We start from the raw sequence: 24972 nt of genomic DNA, 5'->3' as shown, positions 1-24972 counted from the left end.
ATGAGTTGTGCCTGGTTGAATCCCCTAGGGAGTCCTTTCATTTCTCGCGACCCAGCCTTCGCAGGAGCGCCCGTGCCCGGCATAGCGAACCCACCTCGTCAAGGGACGGTCGTGGCATGAGGCGATGGGGAGATCTGTCACAGGACGCCGACGACCACCTTTCCGCCGGATCCGTTCTCGACCACGCGGAGATGGCCGTGGTCGTGACCGACCGCTTCAGCAACGTCCTGTACTGGAATCCCTTCGCCGAGCAGCTGTTCGGCCGCGTGGGCGCGTCTCCGGGCAAGGAGTCGTTGCTCACCCTCGGGATCACGGAGAAGGACCACCCGCTCGCGGCCGAACTGGCCAAGCACGTGCTGCGCGGCAACGTGTGGGAGGGCACGTTCGACGTGGCCCGCGGCGACGGCACGATGATCTACGTGCGCGCGCAGGCGGTGCCGCTGCGGCACCCCTCCGGCTCGGTGAGCGGCATCGTGATCACCGCGCGCGAGGCGATGCGCAGCAACGAGCGTGAGAAGGACCGCTTCGGCCTGCTGGAGCGGATCGGCGAGCGGCTCGCCGGCTCCCTGTACGTCGAGGAGACGCTCGACCGGGTCGCCGAGATGCTCGTCCCGCAGTTCGCCGACCACTGCTTCATCGAACTGGTCGAGGGCGACCGCCTGGTGCGCAAGGTCTCCACCCACGTGAACGGCTGGACGCCGCCGCCGGACACCTGGCGGCCGGTGGGCGCGGAGATCAGGTACCCGCTGGGGCACTACGCCGAGAGCGCGCTGCGCCGCCAGGAGACGATCCTGGTCGAGGACTTCTCCCAGGTCAGCTACCCGGCGACGAGCGAGGGCGCGGCCCGGCTGTGCGGTGAGATCGGGATGACCTCGGCCATCGTCGCCCCGCTGTGCGTGCGCGGCGAGACGCTCGGCCTGATGTACCTCGGCATGTCGAACCTCACGAACCGGCGCTCGCCCCACTACGACACCTTCGACCGCGACTTCGTCGGCGCCATCGCCACCCGCGTCGCGCTCGCCGTCGACAACGCGCTGCTGTTCGAAGAGGAGCGGCACACCGCGGAGTCGTTCCAGAAGCACCTGCTCCCGCGCCAGTTGCCCACGCTGGACGGCCTGGAGATCGCCGTCCGCTACTACCCGGCCGCCCCGCTCGCCTCGCACGGCCAGGGCATCCAGACCCAGGTGGGCGGCGACTGGTACGACGTGATCCCGCTGTCGGCCGGTCGCGTCGGCATCGTGATCGGCGACGTCGAGGGCCGGGGGGCCAAGGCGGCGGCCGTCATGGGCCAGCTCAGGGCCGCGTTGCGGGCCTTCGCACAGGACGACAAGCCGCCGGCCGACATCCTCGCCCGACTGGACGAGTGGACCCGGGTGGTGGCCGCGCCGGAGCACGACGACTTCGGCGCCGACATCACCAACCCGCCGATCGTCACCTGCCAATACATGGTGTACGACGCGTGGTCGAGGCAGCTGTCGTTCGCCAACGCCGGGCACGCGCCGCCGCTGCTGATGGTGGACGGCGAGGTCGAGGACCTGGAGATCAACGAGGTCGGCCAGCCCCTTGGGGTGCGGGCCAAGGGCGTGCACGCCGACCTGGTCTACAAGGAGGAGACGAAGGTCCTGCCCCCCGGCGCGACCCTGCTCCTCTACACCGACGGCCTGGTCGACCGCAGGCCGCCGCGCGACTCCGCCTCGAGTGCGCCCGACGACGACGAGGCACTGGGCATCCTGTGCGAGAAGCTGGCCAAGGCGTCGGGGGAGTCCGTCGAGCGCATCGCCGACCTGGCCACGGTGGCCGTCCCCGGCGAGATCGACGACGACATGGCCATCCTCGTCGTCCGCGCGGCCGGCACGGAGCTGCAGTCCCAGGAGCGGACGTTCCCGGCCCAGCCGATCATGGTGAGCGAGGCGCGGCGCATGGCGTCCGAGGCCTTCGCCGTATGGCAGGTGCCCGAGGAACGCGCGGAGCTGGCCTGCCTGCTCGTCTCCGAGGTCGTGACCAACGTGGTCCTGCACGCCGCAAGCGCCAGCGTGCCGCGCCGCGAGCTGGTGCTCGACGGGCCGCCGCTGCCGTTCGACGAGTCGTGGGACGTGCCGGGCTTCGAAGAGGAGATCGCGGGCGACAAGGAGTTCACCCTGCGGCTGCGCAGGGGCGCGGAGTCGGTCTGGGTCGAGGTCTTCGACCAGGACCTCCGCCTGCCTCGCATCCGCAGCGCGGGGGAGAACGACGAGGGCGGCCGCGGCCTCTACCTCGTCGACCAGCTGGCACGACGCTGGGGCTCCCGCCCGACCCGCGAGGGCAAGGCCGTCTGGTTCGAGATCCCCATCGGCGGTCGTTAGGTCGTGACGCGCCCCCGGCGCGGGGGGCGCGTCACGGTCAGTTCTTCTGCTTCATGCAGCTGTATCCGGCCGGGCGTTCGGGTTCGAGCGTCACCTGCCGCAGCACGGTCGCCTCCATGGAGATGCGGAAGGTCTCCTGGTGCGCGCAGTCGTACAACGCGTACGCGCCCTCGCGTTCGCCGAGCAGCAGCACCTGCACACCGCCGCGCAGCACCTTGCCGCTTTCGCGGTCGTTGAGCACCACCCACTGGTCCTGGAAGCCCACCATGGACAGGAGCAGGCTGGCGGGCCTGCCCTTCTCGGCGACGGCGAGCGCGTCGCTCTCCATCTGCCCCATCAGCGCGAAGCCCAGCCCGATGCCGGTGAACGCGGCGACGACGATCTTCATGCCCGCGCGGCCGGCCGGACGCCGCCGCAGCAGCCGGAACGGCACGAGGAAGGCCAGGGCGCCGATCACCACCGAGGTGATCACGATGCCGGCCAGCGACGCGCCCTCGCCCAGCCCGAGGTAGCCGAGGAAGCCCCAGTAACTCGCCCCGCACCACAGCGCGCCGGCGGTCGCGGCGGCCCACGGGCGCACGCGTACGGCCTGGGCCAGGCGGAACAGACGGCCGAGGGTGGCCTTGTCGAGCAGCCAGAGGGCCGCCACGACGACACCCGCGAGCAGTGCGCCGCCGATGATGAGCAGGACCAGCGTCCCCACCAGGCGGCCGAACATCGTGGCCTGGTCGATGCCCGCCTGCTCCGGGCTGATGTCGAAGATGCCGTAGACCTGCTGGATGCCGAGATAGAGCAGCGCGTAGAGGGCGATGGCGATCGGCACCACGACCGATCCGCTGCGTTCCAGCAGATCGACGACGCCGGCTTTCCCGTCCGGCTCCGGCAGGTCGGCGTGGCCGGTGTCTTCCTCCGGCTTGGTGATGGTCATCGTGTCTGTGCGTCCCGCCTGTGATCGTTGTGCCGGAACATGATTGCAGTCCGAGACGACGACCACGCACCGGGTCCGCCCGGACGGGACAGCGGATGCGCGTCGTGGGCTCCGGCGCTTCTTTCCGGCCGTGCGTGGTGCTTGACTCGTCGGTATGGAGCTCGCCCACGACCGCCGCGGCAGCGGGCCGCCGCTGGTCCTCCTCCACGGCATCGGCCACCACAGGCACGGCTGGCTGCCGGTCCTCGACCTGCTCGCCGAGCGGCACGACGTCATCACGGTGGACCTGCCCGGCTTCGGCGACTCCCCGCCGCTGCCGTACGGCACGCCGTACAACGTGGAGACGCTGGGGCGGGCGGTGCGCGAGTTCTGGACCCGGCTCGGCCTGAGCCGGCCGCACGTCGCGGGCAACTCGCTGGGCGGCTACATCGCGCTCGACCTGGCGTCCAGCGCCGACGTCCGCACGGCCGTCGCGCTGTCTCCCGCCGGGTTCTGGTCCCGGCCCGAGTACGCGTACGCGCGGGCGGTGCTGCGCCTGCTGCGGCTGGCGGTCCGGGCGGACGGGCTGCCCGCGCTCGTGGCCGGCACGGACGAGGGCAAGGCGCTGGCCATGGGCCTGCTCGTGGCCCGTCCCTGGCGGCTGTCGGGTGCGGCCGTGCGTGCGGCGGCCGAGGCACTGCGCGACTGCGCGGGATTCGAGGAGACGCTGGACTCGCTGGCGTGGGTCGCGCCACCCGCGCCGCCCAAGGTGCCGGTCACGATCGCCTGGGGCGAGCGCGACCGGCTGCTGCCGCGCCGCCAGGCCGTGCGGGCGGCGCGGTGGGCGGGGCAGCGGGCGCTGCTGCTGCGGGGCTGTGGCCACCTGCCGATGAGCGACGACCCGGAACTGGTCGCCCGGGTGATCCTCGAACGCTGCGGCGATCCCCCCTGAGTCGTCTTCCGGTGCCGCTTGTGCTGACCGGCACGCGGCCGCGGGGAAACCCACGCATACTGATCAGTGTGGACACCGGACTCATCCTTCTGGTCTTCCTGGCGCTCCTGTTCGCGTGGCTGCTGAACAAGGTGCGCCGGTTCTTCCGGCTGAGCCCGGTGGCCTACGGGGGCGTGATGGTCGTGTTCGTGGTGGCCATGCTGCTGATCTGGGGGCAGCAGCGCGGCTGAGGCGGGGTCAGAAGCCGAAGGACCGCCCGATGATCTCCTTCATGATCTCGGTGGTGCCGCCGTAGATCGTCTGCACGCGGCTGTCGAGCCAGGCCTTGGCGACCGGATACTCCAGCATGTAGCCGTAGCCGCCGTGGAGCTGGACGCACCGGTCGACGACCTTGTTCTGCAGCTCCGTCGTCCACCACTTGGCCTTGGCCGCGTCCACCGCCGTCAGCTCCCTGGCGTTGAGCGCGCGCACGCACTTGTCCACGTAGTGGCGGGCGATCTCCACCTCGGTGGCCAGTTCGGCCAGCAGGAACCGAGTGTTCTGGAACTTGCCGATGCTCCGGCCGAAGGCCGTGCGGTTGCGGCAGTACTCGATCGTCTGCTCCAGCACCGTCTCCGCGGCGGCCACGGCCGCCACCGCGATCGACAGCCGCTCCTGCGGCAGGTTGTTCATGAGCTGGAAGAAGCCCTGGCCCTCCTCGCCGCCCAGGAGGTTGGCCACCGGCACCCGGACGTTCTCGAAGAACAGCTCGGCGGTGTCCTGCGCGTGCATGCCGACCTTCTCCAGGTTCCGGCCGCGGGTGAAGCCCTCCATGCCGCGCTCCACCACCAGCAGCGAGGTGCCGCGCGCCCCCGCCGAGGGGTCGGTCTTGGTCACGACCACGACGAGGTCGGAGTTGATGCCGTTGGTGATGAAGGTCTTCTGCCCGTTCACCACGTAGTGGTCGCCCTCGCGGACGGCGGTGGTGCGGATGCCCTGCAGGTCGCTGCCGGCTCCCGGCTCGGTCATGCCGATGGCCGTGATCAGCTCGCCGGACGCGAAGCCGGGCAGCCAGCGCTGCTTCTGCTCGTCGTCGGTCAGGTCGACCATGTACGGCGCCATGATGTCGTTGTGCAGGCCGAATCCGAGGCCGCTGGCGCCGACACGGATGACCTCCTCGACGATCACGACGTTGTAGCGGAAGTCGGTGATCCCCGAGCCGCCGTACTCCTCGGGGACGGAGAAGCCGAACATGCCCAGCTCGCCCGCCTTCTTCCACACCTCGCGGGGGACGATGCCGTCCTTCTCCCACTGCGCGTGGTGGGGGACGACCTCGCGGGCCATGAACTCACGGACGGTCTCGCGGAAGAGGTCGTGCTCCTCGTCGAAGAGGTCTCGCCGCATCGGGTACGCCTTCCGGCTCAGGGTCTGTTGGCGGCACCAGAATACGATTCTGGTGCTCCTCGGGTCATCGGCGCCTTCTTGTACGGCTGGTCACAACTCCGAAACCATCGCGATAACTGCCCCTTTGACCACTTCCGTACCCTCTAAGATCTACCTTCGGTTTGCTATAGGCCCGCACGGACGGACCTGTGATCGGAGTATGCGGTGAAACGGTGGAGAGTTGGTCTCCCTAGGACCATGGCTGCCCTGGCCCTCGGCCTGGCAGGTACGGCGGCGATCGTCGTGCCATCGGTAACGGCACAGGCCAATACCGCCGACCTCGTCGTCGACTACGCCTGCACTCAGGGGATCGCCTCGTCGGGCTCCGGGACCGTCTACCTCCGGACGAACCTCACCGTTCCCACGACGCTGAAAGTCGGTGATCCCCTCAACGTCGCATGGAATCTGGCCTACAGGGACGCGACGCGCTTCGGAGCGCCCACCCTGCTGCCCAACGGCGGCCGGATCTATGTGACCGGTGAGGTCAACCTCAGCGACGGCTGGCAGGGACAGCTCCAGCCGGTGGGGAACGTCGACCAGGCCGGGCCGATGAAGAAGGGGACTCCCCTCAACCTGCCGTCCACCATCTCGGACTTCGCGTACACCACGAGGGCCGGCACGGTCACGGTGAAGCCGGGCAAGCTCTACGTGGACTTCCGGCCGCCCGCCTCCGAGGTCATGGTCAATGACGACCAGGTCGAGCCGAAGATCAACTACAGCGCCGGCGACTGGGTGGACGTCAACGACCGGCCGAGCGGAGACAACGACTACCACCTGGACTTCCACCAGACGAACAAGGCCGGCGCGTGGGCGGAGCTCACCTTCACCGGCACCGGCATCGAGTACGTCGCGCAGAAGGACCGGCGCGGCGGACCGGTGGAGATCTGGGTCGACAACCAGCTCTCGACCCCGCCGCGGGTGGATCCCTCCAAGAACGACGACGGCACGCTGGTGAACGACTCGAACGTCGGCGGCCAGACGCTGTGGAGCTTCACCGGACTCGAGTACAAGCAGCACACGATCACCATCAAGAACGTCGAGGACAAGCGGACGCTGCTCGACGCGTTCCGCGTGATCACCGGTGAGCTGCCCGGTCCGCCGCCGCAGTACCGCGCCGAGTGCACGCTCATCAGCGCACCGGTCGCCGTCCAGGTGACGATCGGTGGCGGGACGGGCAGCAGCCCGTCGCCGGACAGTTCGCCCGACGCGTCTCCCGACACGTCTCCGGACACCTCGGCCAGCCCTTCGGGAAGCGCGTCGCCGAGTGGTTCGCCGAGCGCCTCGGGCAGCCCGTCGGCTTCGGCGACGCCGGGCGGTCAGTCTCCGTCTCCGTCGCCCTCGGCGAGCAGGAGCCCGAACCTGTCGGCGACGCAGAACTACGTCGTGGCGGTGCTCCCGCAGGGCAGCCCGTCGCCGACGGCGACGAGGACGGTGACGCTGACCGCGACGCCGACCGTGGCCCAGGTGGCGGTCACGCCGCAGGGCGGCGCGCAGACCGGTGAGGCTCCGGAGCGGATGGCCGCCTCGGGAGTGCTGCTGATCGGCTCGGGCGGTGCGCTGCTGGTGATCGGCATGCTCAGCGGCGTGGCGATGCTCCGGCGCAGGGCGGCACACGCGGGCGAGCGGAGCTGAGGAGGATGACGATGAACGGGACACCCGACGGCGGTTCCGCTCCCGTCCCGGACGGGACGGCGGGCGACGCCAAGAAGACGCGTAAGCCGCTGCCCCAGCCGGTCCTCGCGACCCTGCTCGTGGCCGGGTCGTTCGGCGGCATCGCGGCCGTGATGGCCGGCGTGCTCGTCGCGCTCAGCCCCTCGGATCCGCAGGAGAGCGGGCCAATCCCGGGGCAGGTGCACGTCCAGGACGCGGGCAGTGTGGCCTTGCTGCCGCCGACCGTGGGCCCGGGCGGGCCGGGCGTGCCGCTGACGGCGGCGGACCCGGCCGCGCCGCCGCCGCTTCCCGCGATCAAGCCGATCGCCCCGCTGACCTTCACGAGCGCGGCGTCGTCGTCCTCGACGCCGCTGTCGTCCTCGTCGTCGACCGCCACGAAGACGACGACGACCAAGAAGGTCACCGGCAGGCCGCTCAAGATCAGCATCCCGGCGATCGGCGTGAAGGCCACCGTCGGCTCGGTGGGCGTGGACAAGTCCGGCGTCATCCAGACGCCTCCGCTGAGCAAGCCGAACCTCACCGGCTGGTACCGCCTCGGGCCGGCCCCCGGCGACCAGGGCCCGGCGATCATCCTCGGGCACGTGAACACCCGCAAGGGCGCCGCCGTCTTCAGCCGCCTGCGCGAGCTCAAGCGCGGCAACAAGATCGCCGTCATGCGTGCGGACGGCAAGATGGCGATCTTCACGGTGGACGGGATCGAGCAGGTCAGCAAGTCGACGTTCCCGACCAAGCGGGTCTACGGCAACACGATCTCGTCCTCGCTGCGGCTGATCACCTGCGGCGGGGTCTACAACGCCAAGCAGCACCACTACACGGACAACATCATCGTCTACGCGACGCTGACGGAGACCAAGGGCAAGTGATCCGCGAGGTGGTCGGCTCACGCCGGCCACCTCTTCGCCCCTCCCGCGCCTCGCGTCCGGGCAGACCGTGCGGCGTGCGCCGTACGGTCGCCCCGGGCCGGGTTCACGGCCCGCCTACCGTGGGAGGGCGATGAACATTCCCTGAGAATTTCCTGACATAAAGCAGCTGCCGGTTATGTCGATGGTCAACTACTGGGACACTGTTGGCCACGTGTACGCGACTGTGGTGGCAGGAGAGACGTCGTGCCCGACCCCAGTGCCCGGCGCAGGAGTGGCCGGCGTCGCATCGCGGCCCGATCGGCGGCGGGAGCGGCGGCCGCGCTGGCCCTGATGACCTGGCCGGCGCTCGCGGCGAGCGAACCCACGACCGTGCTGTATTCCTGCACTCCCGTGGGCGGCGCCCCCGCGACCTACCCCGTGAGCGTGGCCCTGGTCGCGCCGGCCGACCCGGTGGTGAACAGCACGGCGGTCGTGACCTGGCGGATCGCTCCCGCCTCGCCGTCGGACGGACAGAGCGCGCTGGTGGCGCCCGCGACGGGCATCGCGGCCAATGACGTCGTGGTCGCCGAAGGCCTGATGGAGGCGACCGGCGCTCCCGTGGTGAGCGAGTCCGGCGCTTCCGGCGAATCACCGACCCCCAGCCCCTCCCCTTCGGCCACGCCGTCGCCCTCCATCTCGCCCTCCGCCTCACCTACTCCTTCTCCCTCGCCTTCTCCCGGGGGCGCGGAGTCCGGCGGCGACGCGCAGTTCCAGGCGGCGGCCGACACCTCCGTGACGCCGTCTCCGAGTGCGACGCCGTCTCCGAGTGCGACGCCGTCTCCGAGTGCGACGCCGTCCCCCTCGGCCATCACGCTGAGCCCGTCGGCGTCCACGGCCGTGCAGACGTCCCTCGCGCCGTCGGCCACGCTGTCGCCGATCCCTGAACTGCTCGTCACGCTGACCCCGACGGCGGAGGGCACGGTGGGAGTCGCGGCCGGCGACTTCACGCTGAGGTTGCTGCCGGCGGGGAGCACCACCGGCGCCGGTGAGGCGCTCTACACGTGCACGCTGCCGGACCCCGCGACCCGCGCGTCGCTCGCGTTCGTGGTCTCCGCCTCTTCATCCGATCAGCCGGGCACGACGCCCTCCGACGACGGCACGAACGCCTCGCCCACTCCCGACCGGACGACGACGTCCCCGGCCGCCGCCACGGCGACCACCACTGCGACCACAACTGCGACGGCCACCACCACGGCGACGGCCAGGACGACCACCACTGCGACGGCCACCGTCACCGCGACTGTCTCCCGTACGACGACGAAGCAGGTCAGGACGACGCCGCTGGGCGGCGCGCAGACCGGCGGGGGCGGCGACGCGGGCCCCGACGCCCGGCTCGTGGTGCTCACCGGTGTGGCGCTGGTGGCCGCCGCCGCGGCCGGAGGGCTGCTGCTGCGACGCTTCGGCCCGAACCCCGGTTCGTACGGCAGGCATTAGCGTCCGCCTGACGCGGACATGGTCCGAACGGGAGAATGGAGAGGCAATTGGAGGCGTCTTGGGGTTTTTGTCCGTAAGATCTCTACCTGACCGTGACCGTATGATGGCATGCTGGTACGCCTGTTGACTGCGAGCATCGAAGTGGAGAGAAGTCAGTGCTGAAGTCAAAGGCGCGCGGCCGTGTCGCCGGGAGGGCCGCCGCGGCCGGAGTGGTCAGCGCGGGCCTTCTCCTGGGCCTGACCGCGCTCGGCGCGCGAGCCGACACGAAGACCGTGACGTACACCTGCACTCCGTCGACCACCGGCGGCACGCCTGTCACACACGACTTCACCGTGTCGCTCACCTCGACGGGAACGGGCACCCAGTACACCGCGACCCTGAACATCCAGCCGCTCACCGGTTCGGCGTTCCCCGTGCCGGTGGAGATCGCGAGCGGCGCGTCGATCCAGCTGCAGCCGACCGTCTCGGCGTCGGCGCTGCCGGCCGGCATGAACGCGGGCGTGTCCACGCCCTCGCCCACGGGCGCGGCCTTGACCTCGGCCGTCGCGGCCGCGGCGACCATGCCGCCGCTTCCGACGGCCACGCTGACCGTCACGCCGTCGGCCGGGGCCACCTCCGTCGTGCTGACCGCGAAGGACTTCAAGATCAATATGATCGCGCCCGCCGGGACGGGCACGACCACGACGACGCCCACCACGCTCTACAACTGCGTCATCGCGACGACGGGCGCCAACACGATGCCCGCGGCGGCGACCATCGCGGTGACGAGCCCCTCGGCGTCCCCCAGCGCGAGCGCCAGTGCGAGCCCCAGCGCCAGCCCCTCCGCGAGCGCCTCGCCCTCGCCGCGCGGCACCCGGACGGTGTACGAGACGGTCTTCGCGTCGCCCACGCCGTCCAAGACCAAGACGACGAAGTCCGTCCAGGTCGAGAACACGCCCGGGGGCGGCGCGGCCACCGGCGGCGGCGGCGACGCGGGCCCCGACGCCCGTCTCTTCGTCCTCACCGGCACCGCGCTGATGCTGGCGGCGGCGGCCGGCGGACTCGTGCTCAGGACCCGGCGCCGACCGGTGCGGCACTAGGACGAGCCCATGACCACCCCGCCTCCTGGACAGTACCCGCCGGGCCAGCCGTACGGCATGCCTCCCGGGCCGGGCGGGCAGGGCTACCCGCAGCCGGTTTACGGCCAGCCGGTCTTCCAGCCGGTCATGCTGCCCCAGATGCAGCCCGCGCAGCCGGCGCCCCCGCCGCCGGAGGAGAAGCCTCCAGGCGACGGTGCGCAGGCCATCCGGCGGTTGCTGATCACGGCGGCCGTCGTGGGCCTGGTCGTCGTGATCGTGGGTGTCGTGATCATGGTGAACAATCCCGACGATTACGCCGCGCCGTCCCGTCAGACGCTGAAGCTCGCGGCCCCGCAGAACGGGCTCGCCCCCTCTGTGGGGCCGGGCGGCGGGCAACCGCTGACGCAGGCGGTCGCCGACGCGCCGCCGCCGGTTCCGGACATCCCGGCGGTTCCGGCGATGCAGCCGTCCACGCCCAAGCGCCTGGTCATCCCCAAGCTCGGCGTGAACGCGCCGATCAAGTCGCTCGGTCTGGATCGCGCCGGCGCGATCCAGACGCCCCCGATCAGCAACCCGAACCTGGTCGGCTGGTATCGCGGCGGCCCGACGGCGGGTGAGGCGGGCCCGGCCGTCATGCTCGGCCACAAGGACACCAACACGCGCAGCGCCGTCTTCACCCGCCTGCACGAGCTGGAGTACGGCGACAAGATCGAGGTGTACCGCCTCGACGGAACCGTGGCCATCTTCACCGTGGGCGGCATCGAGCAGGCGAACAAGCAGACGTTCCCCACCGACCGGGTGTACGGCCACGCCGACAACGCCGAGCTCAGACTGATCACCTGCGGCGGCAGCTACAACCGGTCGACCGGTCACTATGTCGACAATGTCATCGTCTACGCCACGATGACCGGTACGCGTCTGGCGAAGTCGAGGTCCTGAGCCGGGGCACCTCGCCGGAAGACTCGTGAATCGGCGCCGTCGGGGCTATGGTCTCTTCGACCGATCATGAGGAGGGCCTGTGGGCTGGTTCTCGAAAGTCCTGCTCCCCGGCCGGCTGCGCACGGGACCCACGGCGCTGCTGCCCGCTCGGCCGGACCAGAAGACACTGTTGGCCGTCGCGCAACTCGCCGATCCCGAGGCGACGACCGACGGCGACGACATCATCGCGGGCGGATCGCGCATACAGCCGCCCATCGAGCTGACCGGAGACATCCTCGCCAAGCTCGGCGTGCCCGACGAGGACACGCTCTGGGCCTGCCGGGTCGCCGCAGAGGGCCCGTTGCCCGTCGACTTCTTCGACAAGAGCCTGGCCGAGGGCATCGCGTACCGCCTGGGCGGCTGGTCGCTCTGCCAGGGCGAGCCACTCGATCCCGCGGAGGACGGCGGAGACCCGCTGGTCTTCCTGCCGGCCGTGCCGGAGCCCGAGGAGATCCTGCCGGTTCTGGGCGGGCTGCTGGGCCTCGTCGAGGCCGTGGACGCCGAGCGGTGGCCCGAGGGGGAACTCGTCGACGGCGTCGTCCACGTCCCCGTCCGCGGCGGCAGGGTGGCCGACGTCTACGTGGGCGACGCGCTCGTCCTCACCGTCGAGCAGGGGCACCGTATCCCGCCCGTCGCCCGCACTCGCTGGCCGTACCTGACGGAGATCGCCGTCGCACGGGTCTCGCCGGTCGACCGTACGGGGGAGACGAAGGCCGAGGACGCCGGAAGCGTGGAGTCGGCGGCGGAGACGGCGGGCGATGCGGACACCCACGCCGAGGACACCCACGCCGAGGACGCCCACGCTGAGGACGCCCACGCTGAGGACGCCCACGCTGAGGACGCCCACGCCGAGGGTGCCGTGGACGGGGGAACGACGCGTGAGGACGAGGCGCGGGCGGATCTGGTCGGGCGGGCGGCCGTCGCGGTGACGCTCGCGAACGGGCTCCGGGGGATCGCGGCCGACAGCCGGGGATTCCAGCTCGGCGAGCCCGCCGACGTGCTACCCGGACGATACGCCTGAGCCCTGCCTATCAGCCCTGCCCATAAGCCGCGCCCGTACCGTCGCCCGCCCCGACGAAAGTTCTGATGTAACCTCTCACTAACCGAACAATGCTCGGTTTCTTATGGAGGCACTGTGGCAGAGGCGTACATCGTCGGGGCGGTCCGCTCGCCGGTCGGCAAGAAGAAGGGCGGGCTCTCCACGGTCCACCCGGTCGACCTGGCCGCCCACACTCTCTCCGCGCTCGTGGAGCGCACCGGCGTCGACCCCGCCGCCGTGGACGACGTGATCATGGGCTGCGTGATGCAGTTCGGCCCGCAGTCCATGGACATCGCGCGCAACGCGTGGCTCAGTGCGGGCCTTCCGGAGACCGTGGCCGGAGTCACCATCGACCGGCAGTGCGGCTCGTCGCAGCAGGCGATCCACTTCGCCGCGCAGGGAGTGCTGTCGGGCACGCAGGACCTCGTCGTGGCGGCCGGCGTCGAGTCGATGTCCATCGTCCCGATGGGATCGAGCATCACGGCGGCGCTGGAGAAGGGCATGCCGTTCCCGTTCGGCGACAAGTGGGTCGAGCGGTACGGCAAGCAGGAGATCTCCCAGTTCCGCGGCGCGGAGCTGATGTGCGAGAAGTGGGGCTTCACCCGGCAGGACCTGGAGGTCTTCGCCTACGAGAGCCACCAGCGGGCCGCGAAGGCGATCGCCAACGGCCACTTCAAGGAGCAGATCGCCCCCGTCAACGGCGTGAGCGACGACGAGGGCCCGCGGCCCGACACCACGATCGAGAAGATGGCCGAGCTCAAGACCCTGCGTGAGGGCGGCCGGATCACCGCGGCCACCTCCTCGCAGATCTCCGACGGCTCCGGCGCGCTGCTCATCGCCTCGGAGCAGGCGGTGCGCGACCACGGCCTGACCCCGCGCGCCCGGATTGTCACGCTGACGCTGGTCGGCGACGACCCCGTCTACATGCTGACGGCGCCGATCCCGGCCACCCGTAAGGCGCTGGCCAAGGCCGGGCTCTCGATCGAGGACATCGACGTCATCGAGATCAACGAGGCGTTCGCCCCGGTTCCGCTGGCCTGGCTCAAGGAGATCGGGGCCGACCCGGCCCGCACCAACCCCAACGGCGGCGCGATCGCGCTGGGGCACCCGCTGGGCGGCACCGGCGCGATCCTCATGACCAAGCTGCTGCACGAGCTCGAGCGCACCGGTGGGCGGTACGGCCTGCAGACGATGTGCGAGGGCGGCGGCCAGGCCAACGTCACGATCATCGAGCGCCTCTAACGCTCACGACGAAGGGCACCCCGGTCGAGCGCCGGGGTGCCCTTTCTCTGTCCTGACGGGGTTACTTGGCCCGCGGCAGCCGCCGCGGCTGCCGTACCGGCCGCATGGGCGGGGCCGGGATCTGACGCGGCGGCGGCGGGAAGGAACGCTGGGGCTGCGGCGTGCGCGGGTTCTGCTGCTTGCCGCCCTTGCTGGACGCGCGGGTACGCATACGGGATCTCCTTGTACGTCGGGAACGCGGCACCAGGTGCCGTCACTCAGCTGCCGCGTCGGATGGACAGGGCCGGAAAGCTGAGCGGATCAGCGGGTCAGAGGCTGATCAGCGGTCGCCGTAGAGAATCCACATGCGGGCGACAGTAACAAGCCCCCGCATCGCGGGACAAAGGGTTTTCCCGCCTCTGAACCGAGCAAGTAGCCTCCAAGTCGCCCACCAGATCCCGCCAAGTGGGTTCCTGTGTACTCGGACACGTCAAAGAAACGTTCCCCGCACAGGAGATACCAGTGAAGTCGCTCAAGCGCGCCGCGGCCGTCCTCGCCACCACCGCCGTCGCCGTCACCACCTTCGGCGTTCTGTCCGCCCCGGCCCAGGCGAAGGCTCCCGAGGGCTGGTACCGCTGCTACATCTCGGGCTACGGCTGGATGTATTGCTACGACGTCTGATCCCCAACTCGGACCACGGCCCCGCCCCCGCATGCCGGGGGCGGGGCCGTGCCGTTCCCGTCAGCCGATGCGCCGGTGGACGTCCTCGAACATCGACGGCCCGGTGCGCTGCGCGGCGATCCACGGGCCCTCCATCGACGGGTCGACGATGCCCTCCTCCAGGAACTCGTACCGCCCGTCGAGCACCCGGCGGGCCAGCCGTACGTCGCGGGCGTCGGTGTTGTCCCACAGCCGGTCGAACAGCGCCTCGGCCCGCTGCCTGGCCTGGTGGCAGAAGGTGTCCGCGAGTTCGTACGGCTTGCGCCCGAACTCGGCCGACTCCTCCTGGGCGCGCACGCAGACCGCGGTGATGGCGAACAGTTCGGCGCCGATGTCGACGATCCGCGACAGGAACCCCTGCTTGTGCTCCAGCCGAGCCTGCCAGCGGGACATGCCGTAGAACGTCGACCTGGCGAGCTTGCGGCTGGTCCGCTCGACGTACCGCAGGTGCTGGGCCAGCGGGCCGAACTCGGCGTACGACGTGGGCACCTGGCCGGGCCCGGTCACCAGGCTCGGCAGCCACCTGGCGTAGAAGGCGCCGGCCCGGGTGGCCGCCCGCCCCTTGGCCCGCAGGCCGGCCTTCGGATCGACGAGCTCGCCCGCGACCGACAGGTGCGCGTCCACCGCCTCGCGGGCGATGAGCAGGTGCATGATCTCGGTCGAGCCCTCGAAGATGCGGTTGATCCGCATGTCCCGCAGCATCTGCTCGACCGGCACGCCGCGCTCCCCGCGGGCGTGCAGCGACTCGGCGGTCTCGTAACCGCGCCCGCCTCTCATCTGCACGAGCTCGTCCATCAGCCGCCAGGCCATCTCCGAGCCGTACAGCTTGGCCAGCGCGGCCTCGATGCGGATGTCGTTGCGCTCGTCGTCGGCCATCCGGCCGGCGAGGTCCACCACCGACTCCAGCGCGTACGTGGTGGCGGCGATGAAGGCGACCTTGCGGGCCACCGCCTCGTGCTGACCGACCGGCCGGCCCCACTGGACCCGCTCGCGTCCCCACTCGCGGGCGATCTTCGTCGCCCACTTCGCCGCGCCGACGCAGGTGGCGGGCAGCGAGAGGCGTCCGGTGTTGAGCGTGGTCAAGGCGATCTTCAGGCCCTGGCCCTCGCGGCCGATCAGGTTCTCCACCGGCACGCGCACCTGGTGGAAGCGGGTGACGCCGTTCTCGATCCCGCGCAGTCCCATGAACTGGTTGCGCTGCTCGACGGTGATGCCGGGAGAGTCGGCCTCGACCACGAAGGCCGAGATCTTGGCTCCGGTCCTGGCCATCACGACCAGCAGATCGGCCACCACGCCGTTGGTCGTCCACAGCTTGACGCCGTTGATGACGTACGCGTCGCCGTCGCGCACGGCGATCGTCGACAGCCGGGCGGGGTCGGACCCGACGTCCGGCTCGGTGAGCAGGAACGCCGAGATCTCGCCGCGGGCGCAGCGGGGCAGGAACCGGCGCTTCTGCTCGGGGGTGCCGAACAGCCGCAGCGGCTGCGGAACCCCGATGGACTGGTGGGCCGACAGCAGCGCGCTGAGCGCGGGGGAGCAGGACGTCACGAGTTCCAGCGCACGGCAGTAGTACAGGTGGCTCAGACCCAGCCCGCCGTACTCCTCCTCGGTGGTCATGCCGAACGCGCCGATCGCCGCCAGGCCCTTGATCACTTCGTCGGGAATCACGGCGGTGCGCTCGATGAGCGCGGGGTCGACCTTCTCCTGCAGGAACGCCCGCAGGGCGCGCAGGAAGTCGTCCCCCTTCTTGATCTCCTCTTCGGTCAGGCGGGGTGCGGGATGCACGAGGTCCAGCCGGAAGTTCCCGAGGAAGAGCTGCCTGCCGAAGCTCGGGCGGGTCCATTCCGTCTCGCGCGCCTGCTCGGCCACCTCCCTGGCCTTGGCGTAATCGGTCGTCATCCTCGACCTCCTCGGTGGTGGAACGAGCTGTACTCGTTACCTACCCGCCAGTAGCCTCTTGCACCGCCGGAAGCCCGATGTGTACGGAGGTGCCCCCGCCGGGAGAGGAGTCGATCCGGCACCGCCCGCCGTGCGCCTCCACGATGGCCTTCACGATCGACAGGCCGAGCCCCGCACCGCCGGACAGGTGATCCTCCCCCCGCTGGAACCGGTCGAAGGCGCGTTCCGCCTGTTCCGGGCTCATACCCGGGCCGGTGTCGCGCACCTCGATCGTCACCGAGTCCCGGACGCGCGTCAGCCGTACGGTGGCCTTCGTGCCCTCGGGGGTGTGCGCCCGCACGTTGCCGAGCAGGTTGACGAGCACCTGGCGGACCCTGGCCTCGTCCACGGTCGCGATCAGGGAGATCGGGGCCTCCACCGTCACGGGATACGCGGGATCGAGGGCGGCCGAGTCGGCGGCCACCTCGCGGGCCATCTCGGCCAGGTCGGTCTCGCTCAGCGCGAGGGCGGCGCCGCGGTCGAGCCGCGCGAGCTCCAGCATCTCGCCCACCAGACGGCCCATGCGGTCGGCCTCGGCCTCGATCCGTCCCATGATCTTGGGCAGGTCCTCGGGCGGGATCGCCCCGGCCCGGTAGAGCTCCGCGTAGCCCGAGATGGTCGACAGCGGAGTGCGCAGCTCATGGGAGGCGTCGGCGGCGAACCGGCGCACGCGGTCCTCCGACGCCTGGCGGTCGCGGAAGGCGCCGGCGATCCGGTCGAGCATGAGGTTGATCGCCGCGCCGAGCCTGCCGACCTCGGAAGGACCCTCCGGCATCCGGGCCGACAGGTCGCCTCGCTCGGCCACGAGATGCGCGGTTCGCGCCATCTTGCCGAGGGGCGCCAGGCCGCCGGCGATCAGCAGCCGGCCGCCCGCCGCCAGCAGCAGGATCAGCGCCCCGCCGGTCGCCAGTTCGCTGATCAGAAGGTGGCGCACCGGATCGTCGACCGCGTCCAGAGGCACCGCGACGACCACCAGCCGCAGACCGCTCGGCGACATCGCCACGGCCGCGATCAGGTCGTGGCCGCCGCTCGGGTCGAGGTCGAAGGTGCGGCCCTGCGCCGCGTACGCCAGCAGGTTGTCCTCGCCGAGCCTCTCGGCCAGGTCGGGCACGGCCGCGGCGTCGACGGCGTCGCCGCTCACCAGATGGGCCCGGCCGTCGGTGAGGTCGTAGGCGGCGACGGCGTAGGTGGAGCCGGTCAGCGCCTGCGCGAGCGGGTCTCCCACGACCACCCGGCGTGCGGCGGTGACGGTCGCCGCCACCACCTGCCCCTCCAGGCGCGTACGCAGGTGCCCGCGCAGGACGACGACGCTGACGACGGAGAGCACGACGAGCAGGACCGCGCTCACCCCGAGCAGCCCGGCGAGCAGGCGCGTCCTGAGCGACATCACGGGTCCGTCACATGTCCTGCGGCGGGCGCAGCGCGTATCCGATGCCGCGTTGGGTGTGGATCAGCGGCGGACCGAGCGGGTCGAGCTTGCGGCGCAGGTAGGAGATGTAGGTCTCCAGCACCTGGGAACTGCCGCCGTAGCCCCAGACCTCCTCGAGCAGGCGCCGCTTGGTGAGCACCAGGCCGGCGTTCGCCATCAGGAAGGCCAGCAGGCGGAACTCGGTCGGCGACAGATCCACCGGAACGCCGCCGCGCCGCACCTCCCAGCGCGCCTCGTCGAGCTCCAGGTCCGCGACCCGGAGGATCGGCCCGTGCGCCCGCTCGGCCGCCTCCGGCACGCTCGTACGGCGCAGCACGGCGCGGATCCGCGCGACCAGCGCCTCGACCGAGAAGGGCTTGGTGACGTAGTCGTCGCCACCGAGGGTCAGCCCGCGTACGGTGTCGGCGACCGCGTCGCGGGCGGTGAGGAAGATCACAGGAGGATGCACGCCGCCGGCCCGGATTCGCCGGCACACCTCGAAGCCGTCGATGTCGGGGAGCATGACGTCGAGGACGACGAGGTCGGGCTGGTCCTTCATGACCTCGCCGAGCGCCGCGGCCCCCGTGCCCACGGCCGTCACCCGGAAGCCGTGGAATCGGAGGGCGACTTCCACGATGTCCCGGATGTTCGGCTCGTCCTCGACGACGAGGATCCTGGTTTCACTCATGCGGGACCCATTGTGCAGGCAGGAGGCATTTGTCGCACAATCCGGATCCGCGGCGCCGTGGTCCGTGAGGACGGTTACCTGGGCACCCTGCTACCTGCGCGCTGCTACTTGGCGACCCTGCTACTTGGGGACCCTGCTACATGGGGACCCTGGCGACGCAGAAGACGGTCTGGCCGAACGGCGGGCGGACGAACCGCTCGATGAGCCGGGTCATCGGCACGACGGTCCGGTCGTAGATCTTCACGAGCCGGGGGTCGGGGTAGCCCACGCCGCCCCGCCGCACGGCCGCCCACCAGGCGATTCCGCCCAGGAAGTTGATCGGCTTGAGCACCTGGACGTCGAGACCGGCGGCGGTGACCGTCCTGCGCAGCGTGGCGGGGGTGTAGCGGGTGACGTGCCCCACCTTGCGGTCGAAGTCCCCGTAAAGCTGCATGTAGCCGGGCACCCAGATAACGATCCGGCCGCCGGGGGCGGTCACCCTGGCCAGCGACCGCAGCGCCTCGGCGTCCTCCTCGATGTGCTCCAGGACGTTCATCATCACGACGGTGTCGACCGGCTCGGCCAGGGGGATGTCGGTCGGCAGGCCGAACTGGAGCACCGACACGTCGTCGCGGTCCGCGAATCTCGTGCGCAGTTGCTCGACGCAGTAGGGATCGAAGTCGCTCACCACGAGCCTGTCCAGGCGCGGCAGGAACTGCTCGGCGAAGTGCCCGAGACCCGAGCCGATCTCCAGCAGCGACCGCCCCACGTGCGGTGCGACCATGTCGAACTCGTACTGCCGGTAGTTCTTGGCCTCGTCGCCGCCGAGGTGGTTCTCCAGAGCCTCGTCTCCGGCCGCCGGCTGGACTACTCGGTCATACCCAGACATAAGATCCTCGATCTACACGCTGACGGACTTGGAAAGTGTAGTGCCCACCCCATCGGCGGGTGCCCGCTTCGCCGGAGGGGCCGCTCGCGGGCCACCGACGGCGGTGTGGACTGAATGCCCGGCTGCTCGTAGGCTTCACCTCCGTCCGCCGATACGCCCCCGATTCCCCCTCAGATGGACGACGACGAGGCAGTGACCCGTGCCCTGGCCGGTGACCTTGACGCCTACGAGGTGCTGGTCGCCAGGTACAGCGCGGTCGCCCACCGTACGGCGAGCCTGCTGGGCGCGGCCGACGAGGCGGAGGACGTCGTCCAGGAGGCGTTCGTCAAGGCCTTCCGCCACCTGAAGGGCTTCCGCCGGGGCTCGTCCTTCCGCCCCTGGCTGCTGCGCATCGTGGCCAACGAGACCCACGACCTCACCCGGTCACGTGGCCGCCGCTCCGACCTCGCCGTACGGCTGGGCCGCGAGCGGGAGCCGTACGGACCGGAGGACCCGCAGAGCGCGGCCGTGGACGCCGACGGCAGGTCCCGCCTGCTGGAGGCCGTACGCGCGCTGCCCCACGGGGAACGCGAAGCCGTGGTCTGCCGGTATTTCCTGCAGTTGTCCGAGGCGGAGACGGCCGAGGTCCTCGGCGTACGGCTCGGCACGGTGAAGTCGCGGACGTTCCGGGCCCTGCGGCGCCTGCGGGAGGAGGTGGGCCGTGAGCGATGACGACCGGCCCGAGTCGCTCGAGGCGCGCCTGCGGGCTCTCGGCGCCCACCTGGCCGTGCCCGCGCCGCCCCCCGCCGACGTGGCCCGTGCCGTGCGTGCCCGGCTGGAGGACGCCGGCGCCGAGGACGAGCGGGCGCGGCGCCCGGATCGGCGGCGGGCCGGTTGGCGGCCGTCGCCGCGCGTGGCGGCGGCGTCGGTGGCGGTCCTGATGGCCGTGCTGCTCGGGGCCACCCCGCAGGGCCGGGCCGCGGTGGTGTCGGTGCTGCGCTTCGCGGGAGTGGAGATCCACGTCGGCGGCGCCGGGCCGCTGCCCACGGGAGTGCCGAGCCCGCTGCCCGGCGAGCGCCGGGTGACGCTGGAGGAGGCGCGGCGGACCGCGCGATTTCCCCTCGCCGTGCCGTCCGCGCTCGGCGATCCTGCCGACGTGCGGCTCGCCGACAGCGGCAGGGTGGTGACGCTGCTGTGGCCGGGTGTCCGGCTCGACGAGTTCGACGGGACGCTGAGCGTCGTCTGGCACAAGGAACTCGGCGAGCCGTTTCCCGAGCAGGTGGACGCCGTCCGCGGATGGTGGATCCCGCAGCCCCACGGCGTGTCGTACGTGCCGTCCGGCGGCGGCGCGCCGCATGAGGAGCGGGTGGCCGGGCCGACGCTCATCTGGCAGCACAGGCTGGTCGGCATGCGGCTGGAGGGACCGGACCGCGCCGAGGCCGTACGGATCGCCTCCTCGGCCCGATGATCCGGAGACTCACTCGGGGGAGGCGAGCCAGCCGTCGATCCCGCTCAGCAACTCCTTCTTGACCGCGTCGGGCGCCCTGGACGACCGGATCGACTGCCGGGCGAGCTCGGCGACCTCGGCGTCGGTGAAGCCGTACACCTCCCTGGCGAGCTCGTACTGCGGCAGCAGCCGGGCGCCGAACAGCAGCGGGTCGTCGGCGCCGAGGGCGATCGGCACCCCGGCCTCGAACAGCCGCCGCAGCGGCACGTCCTCGGGCCGCTCCGCCACCCCGAGACCGACGTTGGACAGCGGGCACACCTCGCAGGTGATCTGCCGGTCGGCCAGCCGCTCCATCAGACGGGGCGACTCGGCCGCGCGCACCCCGTGCCCGATCCGGTCGGCGCCCAGGTCGTCGAGGCACTCGGCGACGCTCGCCGCGCCCAGCAGCTCGCCGCCGTGCGGCACCGCGAGCAGCCCGGCGCGCCTGGCGATCCGGAAGGCGTGCTCGAAGTCCCTGGCCCGGCCGCGCCGCTCGTCGTTGGACAGGCCGAAACCGACCACGCCCCTGCCCTCGTACCGCGCCGCCAGGCGGGCCAGCGTCCTGGCGTCGAGCATGTGGCGGGTGCGGTTGGCGGCCACGATCACCGCCATGCCGATCCCGGCCTGCCTGGCAGCCTTCTCGGTCGCGTCGAGGACGAGTTCGAGGGTCTCGGTCAGCCCGCCGAAACGCTGGGCGTAGCCGGACGGGTCGACCTGGATCTCCAGCCAGCGCGACCCCTCCCGGGCCTCGTCCTCGGCGGCCTCGCGCAGCAGCCGGTAGACGTCCTCCGGCCGGCGCAGCACCGACCGCGCGATGTCGTACAACCGCTGGAACCGGAACCAGCCGCGTTCGTCGGTCGCCCGCAGTTTCGGCGGCCAGTCCTCCACCAGCGCGTCGGGGAGATGGACGCCCTGCTCCCGGGCGAGCTCGATCAGCGTCGAATGCCGCATCGAGCCGGTGAAGTGCAGGTGCAGATGTGCTTTGGGGAGCGTGTCGAGTGGACGTGCCATCTCCATATGTTGCCGCATCCCGTTGACAACCCGTCGGCGGGTTGGCGCGTTGGGGAGGGGCGAAAGGGGAGCTCATGACCGAAGAAGACGAGGCGGCCTTCGACGAGTTCCTGGCCGCGCGCAGCACCGCTCTTCTGCGCACCGCGATCCTGGTCTGCGGCGCCTCGGCGACCGACGCCGAGGACATGGTCCAGAGCGCGCTGGAGAAGGTCTATCGGCACTGGCCGCGCATCCGGCACGACAACCCCGAGGCGTACGCGCGCCGGGTCGTGGTGAACGGCGCGATCAGCAGGGCCAGGCGGCGCAGGGTGCTCCAGGAGATCACCCTCGCCCAGCCGCCGGAGACGCCCGTGGAGTCGCCCGACCTCGGGCTGCGGGACGTGCTCGTGACCGAGCTCAGGAAGCTGCCGGCCCGGATGCGGGCCGTACTGGTCCTCCGCTACTGGGAGGACCTCTCGGAGGCCGAGACCGCGGCGCTGCTCGGCTGCTCGGTCGGCACCGTCAAGAGCCAGGCCGCCCGCGGCCTGGCACGGGTGCGCGCACGTATGGAAAACCTGGAAGGAGCGTCCGCATGAACGTCGAAGAGGCGCTGAGAGACGCCATGGCCGCTCAGGTCGCCGGCGTGCAGGCGCCGCCGTCGCTGGGCCAGGCCGTCCGGCGGCGCAACCGGCGGCACGTGGTGAGGTTTCGTACGACGGGAGCGGCCCTGCTCACCGCGGCGGTCGCGGTGACCGTGCCCGTGGTGCTGACCGGCGGGCCGGGCACCGCCCCGGCCGTGGGCGGCGGCCAGGGGACCGGCGCCGCCGGCCAGGGGGCGCCGGTCGCGTCCGCGTCCGCGACAGGCTCGGGTGACACGGTCGCCGTGCCGGCGAACCTCGTCCCTGACATGGTCGGCAAGAGCGTCGAGGAGGGCGGCGCCGTCCTGAAGGAGGCCGGCTACACGGTGCGGGTCACGAAGGTCGTCAGCGACAGGGATCCTGCGGGGACGGTCGTCGGCCAGACGCCGGCTCCCGGAACGAGCGCTCCCCCCGGGGCGGCGGTCACGCTGATCGTCGCCGCGACGGCCGCGCCGACCCCCGACACCACGGCGGGTACGGAGAGCCCGGGGATGCCCCAGGACCTCGGCGACCTCGGCGACGGCCGGACGCTCGGCCGTGTGCACGTCGGCTACCTGCCCGAGGGGCTCGAATGGGGCAAGTGGTCCGGGAAAGACGGGTTCGGCACGCGGAGCTACACCACCAGCTGGGTGGAGCCGGGGCTGGAACCCGGCATGTACAGCGTCCAGATGGTCGTCTACCGGAAGGATGCCGCCAAACAGTTCGCGAAGCGGCTCCAGGGCTTCGCCGCCCAGGGCGCGAAGCCGGTCGAGGCGGGCGGGAGGAAGGCGTACCTGGTCAGCCTGTCGGAGGGCGGCGACCAGGTCAACGACGGGGGCACCCGGACGATCGCGTGGACCCTCGCGCCCGGAGTCGGGGTCGAGGTCATGATGAGCCCCGACTACGTGGCCGAGCTCGGCGGCGCCGCGGCCGATAGCGAGCTCAAGAAGATCGCCGCAGAGGTCGCCCTCGCCAGGTGACCCCCGCCGGTCCACCGCCTCCACACCTCAGCCCGGGGCCGGTAGGCGGTGGGTCGTCTTTGTAGTGCCGGCTGGGTCATCTTTGTACTCGCGGCTGGGTGAGATTGGTAGTCTGCCTGGATGGGCCGTGATTCCTACATCCCGCGACTCGTGGATCCGATCATCGACGGTGTCTTCGGGACCCTGCCGGCGATCATGTTGGTCGGTCCACGGGCCACCGGGAAGACCACCACGGCGCAACGACACGCCGAAACGGTGGTGCGGCTCGATCGGGACAGTGAGAACGCCGCCTTCCGCGCAGATCCGGACGCGGTCCTGCGCGGGCTCAAGGAGCCCGTCCTGCTGGATGAGTGGCAGGTCGTCCCCGAGGTGCTCGGAGCGGTCAAACGAGCGGTGGACGACGATCACCGGCCAGGTCGCTTCATCCTCACCGGCTCCGTCTGGTCGGACTTCGGTGGCCGGACCTGGCCCGGGACTGGGCGGGTCGTCCGCATCGACATGATGGGGCTGGCGGTCAAGGAGCTCGCGGGCAGCACCGAGAGGCCTCCGTTCGCCGACCTGCTCGCTCAGGGCCGGATCGGGGAACTCGCCGCGCCGGCGCAGCCGCCCGACCTGGCCGGCTACATCGACCTGGCGTTGCGCAGCGGCTTTCCCGAGGCTCAGCGGATGCCCGCTCCGGTCCGGATGCGGTGGCTGGACAGCTACATCGAGCAGACCCTCACGCGGGACATCGAGACTTTGGACGGACGGCGCGACCCCGTCCGCCTTCGGGCCTATCTGGAGGCGCTGGCCCTCAATACCGCGGGTGTGGTCACGGACAAGACGCTCTATGACGCGGCGGCCGTCAACGCCCGCACGGGAGAGGCGTACGAGCGCCTCCTGCGTGATCTCCTCATCGCCGACAAGGTTCCCGCCTGGTTCAGCAACCGGCTGAAGCGGCTGATTCGCGGGCCGAAGCGGTATCTCGTCGACCCGGCCCTGGTCGCGGCCCTGCTGCGGGTGGACGGGCACGCGCTCATCCGCGACGGCGATCTGCTCGGCCGGTTGCTGGACACCTTCGTGGTCCAGCAGCTACGCGCGGAGGTGCCGGTGTGCGACAGCCGGCCCCGCATCTACCACCTGCGTCAGGACCAGGGACGGCACGAGGTCGACATCGTCCTGGAGCTCGGTATGGGGAGAGTGATCGGCATCGAGGTCAAGGCGGCGGCCACCCCACGCCATGACGACGCGAAGCACCTGCGGTGGCTGCGGGACGAGCTGGGCGACCGATTCGTGGCCGGTGTCGTCCTGCACACCGGCCCGCGCGTCCACGAGATGGACGAGAGGATCGTCGCCGCCCCCATCTGCGTCCTGTGGTCCTGAGGCCCGCACA

At 71.2% G+C, this 24972-nt stretch carries 24 protein-coding genes; 16 read left to right on the top strand and 8 right to left on the bottom strand.

Annotated features, from left to right (window positions below; translation table 11 throughout):
• Positions 1-116: 116 nt before the first annotated feature.
• Positions 117-2342 carry a SpoIIE family protein phosphatase gene (locus tag HHX30_RS38185; protein ID WP_169988823.1) on the top strand — a complete coding sequence of 742 codons (2226 nt, stop codon included), beginning with the start codon at positions 117-119 and terminating at the stop codon, positions 2340-2342.
• Positions 2343-2379: 37 nt separating this feature from the next.
• On the opposite strand, the gene HHX30_RS38180 is transcribed toward HHX30_RS38185, so the two are convergent.
• Positions 2380-3270, bottom strand: coding sequence for a hypothetical protein (locus HHX30_RS38180; protein ID WP_169988822.1), 891 nt, complete (start codon positions 3268-3270; stop codon positions 2380-2382).
• Between the two features lie 154 nt (positions 3271-3424).
• Here HHX30_RS38180 and HHX30_RS38175 point away from each other — a divergent pair, with 154 nt between their 5' ends.
• Entirely contained in the window at positions 3425-4201 is a 777-nt protein-coding gene (locus HHX30_RS38175; protein ID WP_169988821.1) for an alpha/beta fold hydrolase, read from the top strand.
• Positions 4202-4269: 68 nt separating this feature from the next.
• A complete protein-coding gene (locus tag HHX30_RS38170; protein ID WP_169988820.1) occupies positions 4270-4431 on the top strand; it encodes a hypothetical protein in 162 nt (53 codons plus the stop codon).
• Positions 4432-4438: 7 nt separating this feature from the next.
• On the opposite strand, the gene HHX30_RS38165 is transcribed toward HHX30_RS38170, so the two are convergent.
• Positions 4439-5584 (bottom strand): acyl-CoA dehydrogenase family protein, encoded by a 1146-nt coding sequence (locus HHX30_RS38165; protein ID WP_169988819.1) that lies wholly within the window; start codon positions 5582-5584, stop codon positions 4439-4441.
• Positions 5585-5821: 237 nt separating this feature from the next.
• On the opposite strand from HHX30_RS38165, the gene HHX30_RS38160 reads away from it, so the two are divergent.
• The 7 genes from HHX30_RS38160 (at position 5822) to HHX30_RS38130 (ending at position 13947) form a co-directional block, all read left to right on the top strand.
• Positions 5822-7255, top strand: a complete 1434-nt coding sequence (locus HHX30_RS38160; protein ID WP_169988818.1) for a hypothetical protein — start codon at positions 5822-5824, stop codon at positions 7253-7255.
• 11 nt (positions 7256-7266) lie between these two features.
• Positions 7267-8157, top strand: a complete 891-nt coding sequence (locus HHX30_RS38155) for a class F sortase (protein ID WP_169988817.1) — start codon at positions 7267-7269, stop codon at positions 8155-8157.
• A 243-nt stretch (positions 8158-8400) separates the two neighbouring features.
• A complete protein-coding gene (locus HHX30_RS38150; protein ID WP_169988816.1) occupies positions 8401-9630 on the top strand; it encodes a hypothetical protein in 1230 nt (409 codons plus the stop codon).
• Positions 9631-9785: 155 nt separating this feature from the next.
• On the top strand, positions 9786-10709 hold the full coding sequence (locus tag HHX30_RS38145) for a hypothetical protein (RefSeq protein ID WP_169988815.1): 924 nt from the start codon (positions 9786-9788) through the stop codon (positions 10707-10709).
• A 9-nt stretch (positions 10710-10718) separates the two neighbouring features.
• Positions 10719-11627 carry a class F sortase gene (locus HHX30_RS38140; RefSeq protein ID WP_169988814.1) on the top strand — a complete coding sequence of 303 codons (909 nt, stop codon included), beginning with the start codon at positions 10719-10721 and terminating at the stop codon, positions 11625-11627.
• A 79-nt stretch (positions 11628-11706) separates the two neighbouring features.
• Positions 11707-12687 carry a hypothetical protein gene (locus HHX30_RS38135; protein WP_169988813.1) on the top strand — a complete coding sequence of 327 codons (981 nt, stop codon included), beginning with the start codon at positions 11707-11709 and terminating at the stop codon, positions 12685-12687.
• Positions 12688-12801: 114 nt separating this feature from the next.
• Entirely contained in the window at positions 12802-13947 is a 1146-nt protein-coding gene (locus HHX30_RS38130; protein WP_169988812.1) for an acetyl-CoA C-acetyltransferase, read from the top strand.
• 61 nt (positions 13948-14008) lie between these two features.
• Here the strand turns inward: HHX30_RS38130 and HHX30_RS38125 are convergent, their stop codons facing one another.
• The gene (locus tag HHX30_RS38125) at positions 14009-14158 is read right to left on the bottom strand and encodes a hypothetical protein (protein ID WP_169988811.1); all 150 of its coding nucleotides are present in this window, start codon (positions 14156-14158) and stop codon (positions 14009-14011) included.
• A 290-nt stretch (positions 14159-14448) separates the two neighbouring features.
• Here HHX30_RS38125 and HHX30_RS38120 point away from each other — a divergent pair, with 290 nt between their 5' ends.
• The gene (locus tag HHX30_RS38120) at positions 14449-14607 is read left to right on the top strand and encodes a hypothetical protein (protein WP_169988810.1); all 159 of its coding nucleotides are present in this window, start codon (positions 14449-14451) and stop codon (positions 14605-14607) included.
• Positions 14608-14667: 60 nt separating this feature from the next.
• Here HHX30_RS38120 and HHX30_RS38115 read toward each other — a convergent pair whose 3' ends face one another.
• From HHX30_RS38115 to HHX30_RS38100, 4 genes are all read right to left on the bottom strand, one after another.
• Positions 14668-16545, bottom strand: a complete 1878-nt coding sequence (locus HHX30_RS38115; RefSeq protein WP_169988809.1) for an acyl-CoA dehydrogenase family protein — start codon at positions 16543-16545, stop codon at positions 14668-14670.
• A gap of 40 nt (positions 16546-16585) precedes the next feature.
• A complete protein-coding gene (locus HHX30_RS38110; protein WP_169988808.1) occupies positions 16586-17971 on the bottom strand; it encodes a HAMP domain-containing sensor histidine kinase in 1386 nt (461 codons plus the stop codon).
• A 10-nt stretch (positions 17972-17981) separates the two neighbouring features.
• Positions 17982-18680: a response regulator transcription factor gene (locus tag HHX30_RS38105; protein ID WP_169988807.1), complete on the bottom strand. Its 699-nt coding sequence runs from the start codon at positions 18678-18680 to the stop codon at positions 17982-17984.
• A 136-nt stretch (positions 18681-18816) separates the two neighbouring features.
• Positions 18817-19548, bottom strand: a complete 732-nt coding sequence (locus HHX30_RS38100) for a bifunctional 2-polyprenyl-6-hydroxyphenol methylase/3-demethylubiquinol 3-O-methyltransferase UbiG (RefSeq protein ID WP_169988806.1) — start codon at positions 19546-19548, stop codon at positions 18817-18819.
• A gap of 174 nt (positions 19549-19722) precedes the next feature.
• Between HHX30_RS38100 and HHX30_RS38095 the strand changes: the two genes are divergently transcribed.
• Together HHX30_RS38095 and HHX30_RS38090 are read left to right on the top strand one after the other, a co-directional pair.
• Entirely contained in the window at positions 19723-20259 is a 537-nt protein-coding gene (locus HHX30_RS38095) for an RNA polymerase sigma factor (RefSeq protein WP_169988805.1), read from the top strand.
• Positions 20249-20995, top strand: coding sequence for a hypothetical protein (locus tag HHX30_RS38090; RefSeq protein ID WP_169988804.1), 747 nt, complete (start codon positions 20249-20251; stop codon positions 20993-20995). Before HHX30_RS38095 ends, HHX30_RS38090 begins: the two co-directional genes overlap by 11 nt.
• Before the next feature lie 9 nt (positions 20996-21004).
• Here HHX30_RS38090 and HHX30_RS38085 read toward each other — a convergent pair whose 3' ends face one another.
• Positions 21005-22024, bottom strand: a complete 1020-nt coding sequence (locus HHX30_RS38085; protein ID WP_169988803.1) for an adenosine deaminase — start codon at positions 22022-22024, stop codon at positions 21005-21007.
• A 74-nt stretch (positions 22025-22098) separates the two neighbouring features.
• Here HHX30_RS38085 and HHX30_RS38080 point away from each other — a divergent pair, with 74 nt between their 5' ends.
• From HHX30_RS38080 to HHX30_RS38070, 3 genes are all read left to right on the top strand, one after another.
• Positions 22099-22599, top strand: coding sequence for a SigE family RNA polymerase sigma factor (locus HHX30_RS38080; protein ID WP_169988802.1), 501 nt, complete (start codon positions 22099-22101; stop codon positions 22597-22599).
• Positions 22596-23600, top strand: a complete 1005-nt coding sequence (locus HHX30_RS38075) for a PASTA domain-containing protein (RefSeq protein ID WP_169988801.1) — start codon at positions 22596-22598, stop codon at positions 23598-23600. The genes HHX30_RS38080 and HHX30_RS38075 overlap by 4 nt, the downstream gene beginning before the upstream one ends.
• 120 nt (positions 23601-23720) lie before the next feature.
• Positions 23721-24962, top strand: a complete 1242-nt coding sequence (locus HHX30_RS38070; RefSeq protein WP_169988800.1) for an ATP-binding protein — start codon at positions 23721-23723, stop codon at positions 24960-24962.
• Positions 24963-24972 lie beyond the last annotated feature (10 nt).

Origin of the sequence: Microbispora sp. H10836 (assembly GCF_012999525.1) — a bacterium.
Taxonomy (GTDB): Bacteria; Actinomycetota; Actinomycetes; order Streptosporangiales; family Streptosporangiaceae; genus Microbispora.
Note: the sequence above shows the minus strand (reverse complement) of the source record. Positions and strands in the feature narration are given on the sequence as shown.

Excerpts from the sequence above, each read along its gene's own strand:
- HHX30_RS38185 (WP_169988823.1), top strand. The coding sequence starts at position 117 with ATGAGGCGATGGGGAGATCTGTCACAGGACGCCGACGACCACCTTTCC.
- HHX30_RS38180 (WP_169988822.1), bottom strand. The coding sequence starts at position 3,270 with ATGACCATCACCAAGCCGGAGGAAGACACCGGCCACGCCGACCTGCCG.
- HHX30_RS38175 (WP_169988821.1), top strand. The coding sequence starts at position 3,425 with ATGGAGCTCGCCCACGACCGCCGCGGCAGCGGGCCGCCGCTGGTCCTC.
- HHX30_RS38165 (WP_169988819.1), bottom strand. The coding sequence starts at position 5,584 with ATGCGGCGAGACCTCTTCGACGAGGAGCACGACCTCTTCCGCGAGACC.
- HHX30_RS38160 (WP_169988818.1), top strand. The coding sequence starts at position 5,822 with ATGGCTGCCCTGGCCCTCGGCCTGGCAGGTACGGCGGCGATCGTCGTG.
- HHX30_RS38155 (WP_169988817.1), top strand. The coding sequence starts at position 7,267 with ATGAACGGGACACCCGACGGCGGTTCCGCTCCCGTCCCGGACGGGACG.
- HHX30_RS38140 (WP_169988814.1), top strand. The coding sequence starts at position 10,719 with ATGACCACCCCGCCTCCTGGACAGTACCCGCCGGGCCAGCCGTACGGC.
- HHX30_RS38125 (WP_169988811.1), bottom strand. The coding sequence starts at position 14,158 with ATGCGTACCCGCGCGTCCAGCAAGGGCGGCAAGCAGCAGAACCCGCGC.
- HHX30_RS38115 (WP_169988809.1), bottom strand. The coding sequence starts at position 16,545 with ATGACGACCGATTACGCCAAGGCCAGGGAGGTGGCCGAGCAGGCGCGC.
- HHX30_RS38110 (WP_169988808.1), bottom strand. The coding sequence starts at position 17,971 with ATGTCGCTCAGGACGCGCCTGCTCGCCGGGCTGCTCGGGGTGAGCGCG.
- HHX30_RS38105 (WP_169988807.1), bottom strand. The coding sequence starts at position 18,680 with ATGAGTGAAACCAGGATCCTCGTCGTCGAGGACGAGCCGAACATCCGG.
- HHX30_RS38100 (WP_169988806.1), bottom strand. The coding sequence starts at position 19,548 with ATGTCTGGGTATGACCGAGTAGTCCAGCCGGCGGCCGGAGACGAGGCT.
- HHX30_RS38095 (WP_169988805.1), top strand. The coding sequence starts at position 19,723 with ATGGACGACGACGAGGCAGTGACCCGTGCCCTGGCCGGTGACCTTGAC.
- HHX30_RS38085 (WP_169988803.1), bottom strand. The coding sequence starts at position 22,024 with ATGGCACGTCCACTCGACACGCTCCCCAAAGCACATCTGCACCTGCAC.
- HHX30_RS38080 (WP_169988802.1), top strand. The coding sequence starts at position 22,099 with ATGACCGAAGAAGACGAGGCGGCCTTCGACGAGTTCCTGGCCGCGCGC.
- HHX30_RS38075 (WP_169988801.1), top strand. The coding sequence starts at position 22,596 with ATGAACGTCGAAGAGGCGCTGAGAGACGCCATGGCCGCTCAGGTCGCC.
- HHX30_RS38070 (WP_169988800.1), top strand. The coding sequence starts at position 23,721 with ATGGGCCGTGATTCCTACATCCCGCGACTCGTGGATCCGATCATCGAC.